Genomic DNA, 13,299 nt, shown 5'->3' on the forward strand with positions numbered 1-13,299 from the left:
ACGAGAGCATGGGCTCGTGCCGGAGCTGCCCGAGGTCGAGGCGCTCGCGCAGTTCCTGCGTGGGCGTGCGGTCGACCACACCGTGACGTCCGTCGAGATCGGCGCGATCAGCGCGCTCAAGACCTTCCGACCGCCGCCCGACGCGCTCCGGGGCGGGGTCGTCGTCGACGTGCAACGTCACGGCAAGTGGCTCGACCTCATGGTGGCGACGACCACGGGCGAACCCCTGCACCTGGTCTGGCACCTGTCACGCGCGGGGTGGGTGCGGTGGTCGGAGACCTTGTCCGAGAGGCCCGTGCGCCCGGGCAAGTCCCCCATCGCCCTGCGGGTCCGCTTCGAGGACGGTGCAGGGTTCGACCTGACCGAGGCGGGCACCCGCAAACGCCTGGCAGTCCACGTCGTCGAAGACCCGGCCGACGTCCCCCAGATCGCGACGCTCGGCGTGGAGCCTCTGTCCGAGGAGTTCACCCGGGAACGACTCTCCGAGCTGCTCGCCGCGCGCAACCAGCAGGTCAAGGGCCTCCTGCGGGACCAGGGCACCATCGCAGGGATCGGGAACGCGTACTCCGACGAGATCCTGCTCGTCGCCCGGATGAGCCCGTTCGCCATGACGAAGTCGTTCGACGCGGCCAAGCTGAGCACGCTCTACACGGCGATCAGGGACGTGCTCACGGAGGCGGTCCGAGCGGCGTCCGGGAAGCCCGCCGCGGAGCTCAAGGACGCCAAGCGCCAAGGGATGCGCGTGCACGGCCGGACCGGAGAGCCGTGCCCCGGCTGGGACGGGGTGCCGTGCGGCGACACCGTGCACGAGGTGTCGTTCGCCGACTCGGCGTTGCAGTACTGCCCCACGTGCCAGACGGGCGGCAAGCCGCTCGCGGACCGGCGGATGTCCCGTCTGCTGCGGTGAGCCGCTCAGCGCAGTGAGCGGCTCAGAACAGCACGGTTGCGTAGGTGCCGACCTGCCGGAAGCCGACGGCACGGTACGCGGCGAGCGCCCGGGCGTTGTAGTTGTTGACGTAGAGCGACACGAGCGGAGCCACCTCCGAGCGGGACGCCTGCACGACCGCCGCCATACCGGTCTCCGAGAGCCGCTCACCGCGGCGGTCGGGCGACACCCACACCCCCTGGACCTGGGCGACGCCGCCTGCGACAGCCCCGAGCTCCGCCTTGAAGACCACGTGACCGCGCGGCCGCTCGGGGGACTTGTCGACCCGGACGAACGACCGTCCCTGCGCCATCAGGTTGCGCACCCGCGTCTCGTACGGACCGCCGGGACCGGAGACCGGCGAGTAGCCGACCTCCTCGGTGAACATCCGCACGCAGGCCGGCAGAACGAGGTCGAACTCCTCGGGGTTCGACCGACGCACCCTCGGGTCCGGCGTCACCAGGGGGGCGTGCTCGATGACCATGGAGGGCTGGTCGTCGCGGACCTCGCGGGCCGCGGGCCAGAACTGCCGCAGGCGAGACCACATGCCGAGGACCGCATCCGCCGGGCCGACGATGGACGAGCACCGGCGCCCTTGCGCTCGCGCCAGACCGGCGAACGCGTCGAGGGCGCGCGACACCGTGCGGGATTCGTCGACGGGGACGACGGGGACCATGTTCGCGCCCGCGAAGCAGATGGCCACCAGCTCGCCGTCCTGCTCGTATCCCCAGAGGCTGCCACCTGCCGAACGCAGACCGCGACCGACGGCCTGCTCCAACCGGGCGGTTGCGAGCACGGAGCCGACGGCGTCACGTGAACAGACGGCCAGCGCACCCTCGAGGTCGATGTCCGAGAGGACTCGACCTCCAGCCCGGTTGTCGAGCAGAGCAGCGCGGCGTTGCACCATGAGCCGATCTTGCACCACCGGGACCCGATTCACCCGATCTCCGGCGCGTCGATGTGGTGAATTGCTGGTATCGATCGGGCGACGTCGCCGTCAGCCGACCGTGACGACGGCGGCGCCGGATCCGGTCTCGACCGGGTCCATGGACTCGGCGAGCCGCATCGCCTCTTCGATCAGCGTCTCGACGATCAAGGCCTCCGGGACGGTCTTGATGACCTCGCCCCGCACGAAGATCTGCCCCTTGCCGTTGCCCGAGGCGACGCCCAGGTCGGCCTCGCGCGCCTCGCCGGGTCCGTTGACGACGCACCCCATCACCGCGACACGCAGCGGGACCTCGAGGCCCTCGAGCCCGGCGGTCACGCGCTCCGCGAGCGTGTAGACGTCCACCTGAGCGCGCCCGCAGGACGGGCAGGAGACGATCTCGAGCTTGCGCGGACGCAGGTTCAGCGACTGCAGGATCTGGATGCCGACCTTGACCTCCTCGACCGGCGGCGCGGACAGGGACACGCGGATGGTGTCGCCGATGCCCTTGCTGAGCAGCGCGCCGAACGCGGTCGCGGACTTGATGGTGCCCTGGAACGCAGGTCCGGCTTCGGTGACACCCAGGTGCAGGGGCCAGTCACCTCGCTCCGAGAGCAGCTCATAGGCGCGCACCATCACGACGGGGTCGTTGTGCTTGACGGAGATCTTGAAGTCCCGGAAGCCGTGCTCCTCGAACAGCGACGCCTCCCAGACGGCCGACTCGACGAGCGCCTCCGGCGTGGCCTTGCCGTACTTGGCGAGCAGACGCGGGTCGAGCGAGCCGGCGTTCACGCCGATCCGGATCGAGACCCCGGCGTCGGTGGCCGCCCGGGCGATCTCCTTGACCTGGTCGTCGAACTTGCGGATGTTTCCGGGGTTGACCCGGACGGCAGCGCACCCGGCGTCGATCGCGGCGAACACGTACTTCGGCTGGAAGTGGATGTCCGCGATCACGGGGATCTGCGACTTGCGCGCGATCGCCGGGAGCGCGTCCGCGTCGTCCTGCGTCGGGACGGCGACACGCACGATGTCGCAGCCTGCCGCCGTCAGCGCCGCGATCTGCTGCAGCGTCGCGTTGATGTCGGTGGTCGGCGTCGTGCACATCGACTGGACGCTGACGGGTGCATCACCGCCCACGTCGACCTTGCCGACGCGGATCTTGCGGGTGGGACGCCGGGCTGCCAGCACGGGAACGGGCGCCGCCGGCATGCCGAGGCTGATCGGGATACTCACGCCGCAATCATCGCACCCGCGCCGGTGCTCGCCCGCTCGTGGACGGTGGTGTGCACGACATCCCCCCATTGCTGCTACCTCGAGGGCGTCCAGGCGTGGGCGTCGGCCGGGCGCAGCCCGCTCGGCGGCCGACCGCCCTCGAGGAGCCGCGCGGTCAGATCTGGACGGGGTTGACCAGGTCTGCGTACACGAGGAGCAGGCCTACGCCACCGAGCAGGATGAAGACGCTGTAGGCGACAGGCACGAGCTTGGCGCTGTCGAACGGGCCCGGCCGCGCGGCCCCTCGGAGCCGGGCGACCTGTCGACGACCGCCCTCCCACAGAGCCGCGGCAACGTGCCCACCGTCGAGCGGAGGCAGCGGGATGAGGTTGAACACGAACAGGGCGATGTTGAGGCTGGCGAGGATCGAGAGCAGCCCGGCGAGCTTGAGGCCCCAGTCGATGTTGTCCTCCGAGGCGATCTCGCCCGCGAACCTGCCGATCCCCACGACTCCGACGACGCTGCTGGTGTCGCGCGGGGTGTCGTGCACCGTCGAGCTCCACAGCTCGCCGATCTTGGACGGGAGCCTGACGACCACCGACGCGGTCTCACCCGTCATCGAGGCGACCTTCCCCGGGATCGCCCAGATGGTCTCCCGCTGCGGCTCCTCCTGGGGACCGATGCCGATGTACCCGGCCGGCGTCGTCTTCGGCGTGCCGTCTGGGTTCATCACCGGGTTGTCGTACTCGTCGTAGACGGGGCGGTCTGCGACGACCGGCGTGACGGACAGGTCGACGGTGGTTCCGTCGCGCTCGACCGTGATCGGCACAGCCTCGTCACCGGTCGAGCGGATCAGGCCCGTCAGCTGGTCCCATGACTCGACGCTGGTGCCGTCGTAGGACACGACGGTGTCGCCGGGGAGCAGGCCCGCGGCGGCGCCCGGAGCAGCCGGGTCGCTCGAGGTGCACGTGCGGTCGGCGGGCGCGTCCGTCGGGATCACGCAGGCGCTCACCGTGTCGACGGTCGTGGTGGGGCCGGGGACGCCGATGCCGACGAACACGATCGCGAGCAGCGCGAACGCGATGAGGAGGTTCATCACGGGCCCACCGAGCATGACGACGAGCTTCTTGGGCGTCGAGAGCCGGTAGAACGCACGACCGTCCTCGCCGGGGTGGATCTCCTCCGCGCTGGCCTGCCGGGCGTCGCTCGCGAGCCGTCCGAGCCACGTTCGGGCGGGTGGATTGCCGACGGCCTCGGCCGGTGGGTACATGCCCACGAGCCGCACGTAGCCACCGGCCGGGATCGCCTTGAACCCGTACTCGGTCTCGCCCTTCGTGCGGGACCACAGCGTCGGACCGAAGCCGACCATGTAGTGGCTCACCCGGACACCGAACCGCTTGGCGGGGACCATGTGCCCGACCTCGTGCAGCGCGATCGAGCCGAGCAGCACAACGACGAAGATGACCAGTCCGACCAGGTACTCCATCAAGATCCTCCGTCAGAGACCGCACTGCGCCCAGCGTGGACCCACGGTCCATGCGGGCGCATCCTCCCCCGAATTCCTGGGAACTGTCTGGACGCCCGCTGGGCTCACTCGTTCGGGCGCTATGCCGGTGGTCTGCGCAAGTGGACCGGACGGTCGCGGAATGCGTCGCCACGCTCCTTTCCCACGCTCGACATCGGCACTAGCGTCCAACCATGACCACCGATTCCGTACCCCGCACCGCCCTCGAGCAGCGCCGCTCGCTGCGCACGGCCATCCCCGGTCCTAACTCGGTCGCCCTGGGCGCACGGCGCGCGGCCGCGGTCGCCGCTGGCGTGTCGTCGACCCTCCCCGTGTACGTCGCGCGCGCTGCAGGTGCGGTCATCGAGGACGTGGACGGCAACGTCTTCGTCGACCTGGGGTCCGGGATCGCCGTGACCTCGGTCGGAGCGAGCGCACCCGAGGTGGCCGCGGCCGTCGGCGAGCAGGCGCTCGACTTCACACACACCTGCTTCATGATCAGCCCGTACGAGGAGTACGTGGCGGTGTGCGAGTCGCTCGCACGGCTCACCCCTGGCGACCACGCGAAGCGCTCCGTCCTGGTGAACTCCGGCGCCGAGGCCGTCGAGAACGCCGTGAAGATCGCCCGTCGAGCGACCGGTCGCGACGCCGTGCTCGTGCTGGACCACGCCTACCACGGCCGCACCAACCTGACCATGGCGATGACCGCGCGGGCCATGCCCTACAAGACGGGCTTCGGACCGTTCGCCGGCGAGGTGTACCGCGTGCCCGCGTCCTACCCGCTGCGTGATCCCGAGGGGATGACCGGCGAGCAGGCCGCGCGCCGCGCGATCGACGTGGCCGAACGGCAGGTGGGCGCCGACCAGGTGGCCGCGATCGTCGTCGAGCCGATCCTGGGCGAGGGGGGCTTCGTCGTCCCTGCGCCAGGCTTCCTGCGGGCGCTCGCCGCCTGGGCGCGGGACAACGGCATCGTGTTCGTCGCCGACGAGGTGCAGACCGGTTTCGCGCGCACCGGGGCGATGTTCGCGTGCGAGCACGAGGGGGTCGTGCCGGACCTGATCGCGCTGGCCAAGGGCATCGCGGGCGGCCTGCCGCTGGGCGCCGTGACCGGCCGGGCCGAGCTTCTCGACGCGGTGCACGCCGGCGGCCTGGGCGGGACCTTCGGGGGCAACCCCGTGGCGTGCGCGGCCGCCCTCGCGAGCATCGACCTCTACGAGCGCACGGACCTGGCCGGTGCCGCACGGGCCATCGAGGACCGCGTGCTTCCTCGGCTCACCGCGAGCCTGGCCGGGGTCGGCTCGGTGGCGCAGATCCGGGGTCGCGGAGCGATGCTGGCGATCGAGCTCGTCGTGCCGGGCACGCTGGACCCGGACAAGGCGACTGCCCAGAGGGTCGCCGCCGCGTGCGCGGCCCAGGGCGTACTCGTGCTGACCTGCGGCACCTGGGGCAACGTGCTGCGGCTGCTGCCGCCGCTGGTCATCGGCGACGACCTTCTCGACGACGCGTTGACCGTCCTGGAGGACGCGCTCCGCGCGCTCTAGCCCACCTGACGCTCCTCGAGGCCCCACGGCGAGCCGTGGCCCTGCGGGGTCGGGCCCGCGAGCAGCTCCAGGAACGGGACGGCGTCGAACGCCTCCGGGCCGAGCACCCCCTTCCCCGACCACACGCCGCTGGCCAGGAGCTCGAGCGCCACGACCGGGTTGACGGCCGTCTGCCAGACGACGCACTGCGCGCCGTACTCGGCCATCGACCATGCGTTGTCGACGACATGGTGCAGATACACCTCGCGCGGTGCACCGTCCTTGCCGGTACCGGTCACGAGGAGCCCGGCACACGTGGCTCCGCTCATCCTCGGACCGATCGTCGCCGGGTCCGGTAGGCACGCCGCCACCACGTCGCGCGGGCTGACCTGCACGCCCCTGACGGTCACCGGATCGGTGCGGTCGAGGCCGAGCGTGTGCAGCGTGCGGAGCACACCGATGAACTCCTCACCGAGGCCGTACTTGAACGTGACCTTGCGCGCGTCCACCCAGCGCGGCATGAGGAGCACCTCCTCATGCTCCACGTGCACGCACTCCACGTCGCCGATCGGGTCGGGGAACCGGAACACCTCGGGCTCGTGGAACGGCGCGACCGTGAACCAGCCGTCCTCCAGCCCTGTGCCGGCCTCGGCGCGGTCCGCCGACCAGATGACCGGTGGGTTGAGGCACTCCTCGATCGTCGTCCAGATCGAGAACGACGGGGCGAAGATCGGTTCGCCGTCGTCGCCGCGGACCACGAGGTTGGCCCCGTCGCGCACGCCGAGCTCGTCGATCGACTCGAAGAGGTGGTCCGCGGCGTAGCGCGCGAAGACGTCCGACAGGCCGGGCTCCACACCGATGCCGACCAGTGCGAGCCGTCCGTTGCCGGCCCAGTCGTCATGTGCTGCGAGCTGGGCGTCCCCGAGCTTGACGCCGGGAAGCTCGTAGGGGCGCTCCGCATGGGGGCGTGACAGGGACATCGCCATGTCGAGGTAGTCCGCGCCTGCGGCCCGCACCCCCTCGAAGATCGGCATCACGAACCGTGGGTCGACCGCATTGAGCACGTGCGTGGCGCCGTGCTCGCGCACCAGCGCCTCGACGGCGGAGGGGTCCGACGCGTCGACGACGGCAGCGACGAACCGGCCCCCGACCACGTCGTGCTCGTTCGCGGCGTCGACCGTGCGCTGTGCACGAGCGAGGTCCACGTCGGCGACGACGAGCCGCTCGAAGAACCGTCGGCGCGCCGCGATGCGGGCTACCGCGTCCCCCACCCCTCCGCTACCGACCACGAGGATCCGCACGACGTCCCACCTCTCATCGGGCACGGCACCGCGCCCGCCACCCTTCACCTGGACCGGAGTCGTTTGCCCCGGGCGTACCCGACCAGCTGGACGATCACGACGATCGCGAGGGCCAGCACGAACATGAACGAGCTGATCACGTTGGCCTGCGGCGGGATGCCGCGGGTCGCCGAGATGTACACGAACTTGGGGAACGTCTCGTACGAGCCCGACGTGAAGTTCGTGACGATGAAGTCGTCGAAGCTCAGGCTGAACGCGAGCAGCGCCGCCGCCGCGATCCCGGGCAGCAGAAGCGGGAAGGTGACCCGCCAGAACGCCTGCAACGGTGACGCGTACAGGTCCGCGGCCGCCTCCTCGAGCGCCGGGTCGAGGCTCGAGACTCGCGCCTTGACCGTGACGACGACGAAGCTGATGCAGAACAGCACGTGAGACGCGACGACCGTGCTGAAGCCGAGCGGCACCCGCACCGACAGGAACTGCGCCAGCAGCGCGGCACCGAGCACGACCTCCGGCGTCGACATCGGCAGGAAGATCAGCAGGTTCGCGGCTGAGCGCCCGCGGAACTGGAACCGCACCAGCGCGATCGCGACCAGTGTGCCGAGCACCGTCGCGATCAGGGTGGACAGCAGACCGACCTGGAGCGAGTGCCCGAACGCCTGGCACACCTGCGGCGCGCCGCACGGGTTCCGCCAGTTGTCCAGAGTGAACCCGCGCCACACGAGGTTCGTCTTGCCCGCGCTGTTGAACGAGAACACGACCGTGTACGCCACGGGGACCAGCAGGAACAGGATCCCCAGCGCGGCGAACGTCGGCACGATCGAGTCGCCGATCCGTCGCCGCAGCGGCTTGCGGTGAACGTCCCGGGTGGTCGTCGGAGGCGGTTCGCGCGGCACCAACGACGTGGTCGCCGAGGCGGTCGACGTCGCCGTCACAGCAGCTCCTCGGTCCCTGCGCGCCTGATGTAGACCGTCACGATCAGCATGATCGCCGCCATCAGGACCACCGAGAGCGTCGCCGCCGTCGGGTAGTCGAGCACCTTGAAGAACCGGGCGTCGATGACCTGACCGATCATGGTGGTGTTCGTGTTGTTGCCCAGCAGGGCCGCGTTGACGTAGTCGCCGACGGCCGGGATGAACGTGAGCAACGTGCCCGCGACGACACCGGGCAGCGAGAGGGGCCACGTCACGGTGCGGAACGTCGTGACCGGTGAGGCGTACAGGTCGGCGCCCGCCTCGAGCATGCGGACGTCCAGGCGCTCCAGGCCCGCGAAGATCGGCAGGACCATGAAGGGCAGGAAGTTGTAGGTCAGGCCGCAGACGACCGCGAAGGGGGTCGCGGTCAGCCGGGCGCCCTCCGGGAGCAGGTTGAGCCAGTGCAGGATCGCGACGACGAGCGAGTCGTCGGCGAGGATCTGCTTCCAGGCGATCGTGCGCAGGATGAAGCTCGTGAAGAACGGTGCCACGACCAGGACGAGCAGCATCCCCTGCAACAGCGTGCGCCCGCGGGCACGGATCGCGATCGCGTAGGCCATCGGGTAGCCGATGACCAACGCAGCGACCGTGGCCAGGAGCGCGAACCAGAACGACCGCAGGATCACCGGCCAGAACTGGGCGATCGCCTGGGGATAGTTCTGCCAGTGCAGAGCCGGCTGGTACTGCCCGATGTCGCCACCGGGCACGGGGACGTAGAGCGACGTCGCGAGCAGCGCACCGACCGGGACGACGAACAGGAGGACGAGGTAGATGAGCCCGGGGCCGAGCAGCACCCAGTGCGCTCGCGACCGTTTCAGGGACCGCGGCGCGGCTCCTGTCGCCGCCCCGCCCTCGCCGAGCGCCGCGGTGATGCTCACGGCTCGTCGTCCAGGTCGACCGTGCCCTCGTCGGGTGCGTCGGCGCCGTCCAGCGCGAAGGTGAAGTCGACCGACCAGGCGAGACGGACCTCGGCACCGGTAGCCACCGTCGAGCCGCCCAGGAGGTTCTGGGCGAACACGCCGAACGTGCCGAGACCGCGGACCTCGACCTGGTACTGCGTGCTCACACCCATGAACGAGACGTCCGTGACCGTCCCCGGCCCGAGCACGTTCTCCGCTGGCGTCGGCTCCTGGTCGCCGACCAGGATGCGGAGCTTCTCCGGACGGACGCCGACCAGCACGCCGCCGCTGGACCGGACCGATCGCACCTCGGGCACGAGGATGCGCGTGCCCGAGACGTCGACGGCGAGCAGCCCGGACTTCGTGACCCGGTCGACCACGGTGCCCGGGACCAAGTTCGACTGGCCCAGGAAGTTCGCGACGAACGCGGTCCGCGGAAGCTCGTACAGCTCCGCGGGAGTGCCCATCTGCTCGATCCGCCCGCGGTTCATCACGGCGACGGTGTCGGCCATCGTCATGGCCTCCTCCTGGTCGTGCGTGACGTGGATGAACGTCAGTCCCACCTCGGTCTGGATCCGCTTGAGCTCGAGCTGCATCTGACGACGGAGCTTGAGGTCCAGGGCACCGAGCGGCTCGTCCAGGAGCAGTACGGAGGGGCGGTTGACCAGGGCACGAGCCAGTGCGACGCGTTGCTGCTGCCCACCCGAGAGCTGTCCAGGCTTGCGGTCTGCGAGGTGCCCGAGCTCGACGAGATCGAGCCCGTCGGCGACGCGACGCGCGATCTCGCTCTTGCCCGAACGGCGCAGGCCGAACGCGACGTTGTCCCCGACGCTGAGGTGCGGGAAGAGCGCATAGCTCTGGAAGACCGTGTTCACGGGCCGCTGGTGCGCCCGCGTCCCCGTGACGTCGCTGCCACCGATCGCGATCGTGCCAGAGGTCGGCTGCTCGAGTCCCGCCACCATGCGCAGCGTGGTGGTCTTGCCACAGCCGGACGGGCCGAGCAGAGCGAAGAACGAGCCCGAGGGGACGGTCAGACTGAGGTTGTCGACCGCCACGAAGTCGCCGAACGACTTGGTGACGTCGGTGAGCTCCAAGTCCGCCCCGGAGTCTGCCTGGTCCCCGACCGGCGCCGCCGAGCCGGCAGTGCCTGCCGTGCTCGTCATGCGCCGATCACGGTGAGGAACTCGCCGTTGTAGCGCGACTCCTCGGCCGGGTCGAGTGTGCGAAAGACGCTGACCGTGCTGAGGATCTCCGCAGTCGGGAAGATCATCGGGTTCTCCGCGAGGTCGGGGTCGATCGCGGCCATCGCCTCCTGGGCACCCTGGACCGGGGTGATGTAGTTGACCCACGCGGCGACCTCGGCGGCCACCTCCGGGTCGTAGTAGTAGTCCATGAGCTGCTCGGCGTTGGTGCGGGCGGGCGAGCCGATCGGCACCATCAGGTTGTCGCTCCAGAGCGTGCCGCCCGCGTCGGGGATCGCGAACTCGAAGCGGTCGTCGGCCTCGTAGTTGAGCGACGTGATGTCCCCGGACCAGCCGATGACGGCGATCGCGTCACCCGTGTTGAGGTCCTGCGTGTACGAGTTGCCCAGCACCTTGCGGATGTGACCCGAGTCGATCTTCTGCCGCAGGATCTCCAACGACGAGTAGAAGTCGTCGTCGCTCCAGTCCCCCGCCGGGTCGACGCCCTGGCTGAGCATGATCAGGCCCATGGTGTCGCGCATCTCCGAGAGCACCTCGACCCGGCCGGCGAGCTCCGGCTTCCACAGGTCATCGACCGAGTGCAGGCCGCCCGGAACCTTCGACTTGTCCCAGGCGAGCCCGGCGAAGCCCGACTGCCACGTCAGCGAGTGCTTACGGCCGAGGTCGAAGTCGACGTTGGCCAACGTGGGCAGGATGTTCGCGGAGTTCGGCATCGCCGCCTTGTCGAGCTCCTGGGTGTACCCGAGCCGGATCATCCTCGCGGCCATCCAGTCGGTGAGGGTGACGATGTCGTAGCCGATGTCCTGCCCGTTCTTCAGCTGTCCGTTGACCTTGCCGTAGAACGTGTCGTTGTCCTCGATGTCCTCCGCGTAGTTCACCGAGATGCCGGTCTTGGCCTCGAAGGCCTCGAGCGTGGGGTACTGCGTGGCGTCGTCGTTCTGGTCGAGGTACTGGGTCCAGTTGGCCCAGCGGACCAGCATGTCGCTGGAGGAGTCGTCCTGGGCCGCCTTCGCCGTCGGCGACGCCGCCCCGCCCGTGCCGCAGGCGGCGAGCAGCGCCGCCGCCCCCGCGGCGCCGGCCGTACCCAGCAGGAACGACCGCCGCGAGAGATCGGTCGACCGCTCCCGTCCCCGGTGCGTCGCGTGGGCGAGGAGTGCCCGGACGCGCGGGTCGGTCGGTACGGGTCGACGACGCATGGCGGTCATGGGGCTCCTCGTTACGGCGGTACCACGAACACGGTCGACGGATCCTCGCAAACAGACGGGCGTCCAGCAAGGAATTCGTTGCGAAAGCACCCGGCCGCAACGAAAATGTTGCATGCCGGAAGCATTCACCTGCCGGATCAGTGCCCTTACGCCTCGAAGGCGGACATCACGTGCTTGATCCGCGTGTAGTCCTCGAACCCGTACATCGACAGGTCCTTGCCGTAGCCGGACTGCTTGAAGCCGCCGTGCGGCATCTCCGCGACGAACGGGATGTGCGTGTTGATCCACACCACCCCGAAGTCGAGGGCGCGGGACAGCCGCAGCGCGCGGCCGTGGTTCGCGGTCCACACCGAGCTCGCGAGGCCGTACCGCACGCCGTTGGCCAGTGCGATCGCCTCGTCCTCGTCGGTGAACGTCTGCACCGTGATGACCGGTCCGAAGATCTCGTCCTGGATGGCCTCGTCGTCCTGGCGGAGCCCCGACACGACCGTCGCCTCGACGAAGTAGCCCGCGCCACCCACCCTGTTCCCGCCGGCGACGACCGAGGCGTGGTCGGGCAGCCGGTCGAGGAAGCCGGTGACGCGCTCGAGCTGGACCGCGTTGTTCACCGGGCCGAACGCGACGTCGGCGTCGTCCGGCATCCCGGTCTTCTGACCGCGGGCTGCCTCGGCGAGCGCGGCCACGAAGTCGTCATGGACGGACGCGTGCACCAGGACCCGGGTGGCGGCCGTGCAGTCCTGACCCGCGTTGTAGTACCCCGCGCCGGCGATGCCCTCCGCCGCGGCGGCGATGTCCGCATCGGCGAACACGATGACCGGTGCCTTCCCACCGAGCTCGAGGTGCACGCGCTTGAGCCCGGCCGAGGCAGCCTCCGCGACCTGCGAGCCGGCACGGATCGACCCCGTGATCGCCACCATGTCCGGCCGGGCGTGCGCGACGAGCGCGCGACCGGTCGTGCGGTCCCCGCAGATCACGTTCAGCACACCGGGCGGCAGGACCTCGGCGGCGACCTCGCCCAGCAGCAGGGTCGACGCGGGCGTCGTGTCCGACGGCTTCAGGACGACCGTGTTGCCGGCCGCGAGCGCGGGCGCGATCTTCCAGATCGCCATCATCAGCGGGTAGTTCCACGGCGTGACCTGGCCGACCACCCCGACGGGCTCGCGGCGGACCCAGGAGGTGTGACCCGCCATGTACTCCCCTGCGCTGAGCCCGTCGAGCACGCGGGCAGCGCCGGCGAAGAAGCGCAGCTGGTCGACGCACGGCGGGACCTCGTCCGTCGCGGTGAGGTGCAGGGGCTTGCCCGTGTTCCGCGACTCGACCGCGACGAACTCGGCGGCACGGGACTCGACGGCGTCGGCGAGCCGCAGCAGTGCGAGCTGCCGCTCGGCGGGCGTCGTGCGGCCCCAGGTCGTGAACGCCTGCGACGCCGAGGCGTACGCCGCATCGACGTCGGCCGACCCGCTGAGCGGCGCACGGGCGTACTCGCGACCGGTCGACGGGTCGACCACCGCGGTCGTTCGGCCGTCCGTGGCCGGCTTGCGTTCACCCCCGACGACGTTCAACAGCTCGATGGTCTGGTCGGGGGCCTGGCTCACGGTGACTCCTTCGAGGGCGCGCGTACGTCGGTCGTCGCAC

The 13,299-nt window shown here is 70.3% G+C and carries 11 protein-coding genes; 2 read left to right on the forward strand and 9 right to left on the reverse strand.

All coding sequences use genetic code 11. The annotated features are described in order from the left end of the window. The first annotated feature begins 16 nt into the window (after positions 1-16). Positions 17-907 carry an Fpg/Nei family DNA glycosylase gene (locus tag N553_RS0113820; RefSeq protein WP_028047016.1) on the forward strand — a complete coding sequence of 297 codons (891 nt, stop codon included), beginning with the start codon at positions 17-19 and terminating at the stop codon, positions 905-907. Between the two features lie 22 nt (positions 908-929). On the opposite strand, the gene N553_RS0113825 is transcribed toward N553_RS0113820, so the two are convergent. The 3 genes from N553_RS0113825 to N553_RS0113835 all read right to left on the reverse strand — a co-directional run bounded on the left by N553_RS0113825 (position 930) and on the right by N553_RS0113835 (position 4,548). Beyond that, entirely contained in the window at positions 930-1,832 is a 903-nt protein-coding gene (locus N553_RS0113825) for a DUF4081 domain-containing GNAT family N-acetyltransferase (RefSeq protein WP_028047017.1), read from the reverse strand. Between the two features lie 90 nt (positions 1,833-1,922). After that, positions 1,923-3,083 (reverse strand): flavodoxin-dependent (E)-4-hydroxy-3-methylbut-2-enyl-diphosphate synthase, encoded by a 1,161-nt coding sequence (gene ispG / locus N553_RS0113830; protein WP_028047018.1) that lies wholly within the window; start codon positions 3,081-3,083, stop codon positions 1,923-1,925. Positions 3,084-3,237: 154 nt separating this feature from the next. Continuing rightward, positions 3,238-4,548, reverse strand: coding sequence for an RIP metalloprotease (locus N553_RS0113835; RefSeq protein WP_028047019.1), 1,311 nt, complete (start codon positions 4,546-4,548; stop codon positions 3,238-3,240). Positions 4,549-4,760: 212 nt separating this feature from the next. Here N553_RS0113835 and gabT point away from each other — a divergent pair, with 212 nt between their 5' ends. Then, complete coding sequence (gabT, locus tag N553_RS0113840; protein ID WP_028047020.1) at positions 4,761-6,107, forward strand: 4-aminobutyrate--2-oxoglutarate transaminase; 1,347 nt, start codon at positions 4,761-4,763, stop codon at positions 6,105-6,107. Here the strand turns inward: gabT and N553_RS0113845 are convergent. The 6 genes from N553_RS0113845 to N553_RS0113870 form a co-directional block, all read right to left on the reverse strand. Beyond that, complete coding sequence (locus N553_RS0113845) at positions 6,104-7,387, reverse strand: saccharopine dehydrogenase family protein (RefSeq protein ID WP_028047021.1); 1,284 nt, start codon at positions 7,385-7,387, stop codon at positions 6,104-6,106. The genes gabT and N553_RS0113845 overlap by 4 nt on opposite strands. 44 nt (positions 7,388-7,431) lie before the next feature. Beyond that, positions 7,432-8,229 (reverse strand): ABC transporter permease, encoded by a 798-nt coding sequence (locus N553_RS0113850; RefSeq protein WP_028047022.1) that lies wholly within the window; start codon positions 8,227-8,229, stop codon positions 7,432-7,434. Positions 8,230-8,315: 86 nt separating this feature from the next. Next, positions 8,316-9,230 carry an ABC transporter permease gene (locus N553_RS0113855; protein WP_051640218.1) on the reverse strand — a complete coding sequence of 305 codons (915 nt, stop codon included), beginning with the start codon at positions 9,228-9,230 and terminating at the stop codon, positions 8,316-8,318. A 2-nt stretch (positions 9,231-9,232) separates the two neighbouring features. Beyond that, positions 9,233-10,420, reverse strand: coding sequence for an ABC transporter ATP-binding protein (locus tag N553_RS0113860; RefSeq protein WP_034622495.1), 1,188 nt, complete (start codon positions 10,418-10,420; stop codon positions 9,233-9,235). Beyond that, a complete protein-coding gene (locus N553_RS0113865; protein WP_231505282.1) occupies positions 10,417-11,664 on the reverse strand; it encodes a PotD/PotF family extracellular solute-binding protein in 1,248 nt (415 codons plus the stop codon). Before N553_RS0113865 ends, N553_RS0113860 begins: the two co-directional genes overlap by 4 nt. Before the next feature lie 146 nt (positions 11,665-11,810). Continuing rightward, the gene (locus N553_RS0113870; RefSeq protein WP_369796717.1) at positions 11,811-13,259 is read right to left on the reverse strand and encodes a gamma-aminobutyraldehyde dehydrogenase; all 1,449 of its coding nucleotides are present in this window, start codon (positions 13,257-13,259) and stop codon (positions 11,811-11,813) included. Between the last annotated feature and the right edge of the window lie 40 nt (positions 13,260-13,299).

Source organism: Cellulomonas sp. URHE0023 (assembly GCF_000688475.1).
Taxonomy (GTDB): Bacteria; Actinomycetota; Actinomycetes; order Actinomycetales; family Cellulomonadaceae; genus Cellulomonas.

What these genes read in the sequence shown, in the direction of transcription:
- N553_RS0113825 (WP_028047017.1), bottom strand. Translation starts at nt 1,832, where the DNA reads ATGGTGCAACGCCGCGCTGCTCTGCTCGACAACCGGGCTGGAGGTCGA.
- N553_RS0113835 (WP_028047019.1), bottom strand. Translation starts at nt 4,548, where the DNA reads ATGGAGTACCTGGTCGGACTGGTCATCTTCGTCGTTGTGCTGCTCGGC.
- gabT (WP_028047020.1), top strand. Translation starts at nt 4,761, where the DNA reads ATGACCACCGATTCCGTACCCCGCACCGCCCTCGAGCAGCGCCGCTCG.
- N553_RS0113860 (WP_034622495.1), bottom strand. Translation starts at nt 10,420, where the DNA reads ATGACGAGCACGGCAGGCACTGCCGGCTCGGCGGCGCCGGTCGGGGAC.
- N553_RS0113865 (WP_231505282.1), bottom strand. Translation starts at nt 11,664, where the DNA reads ATGACCGCCATGCGTCGTCGACCCGTACCGACCGACCCGCGCGTCCGG.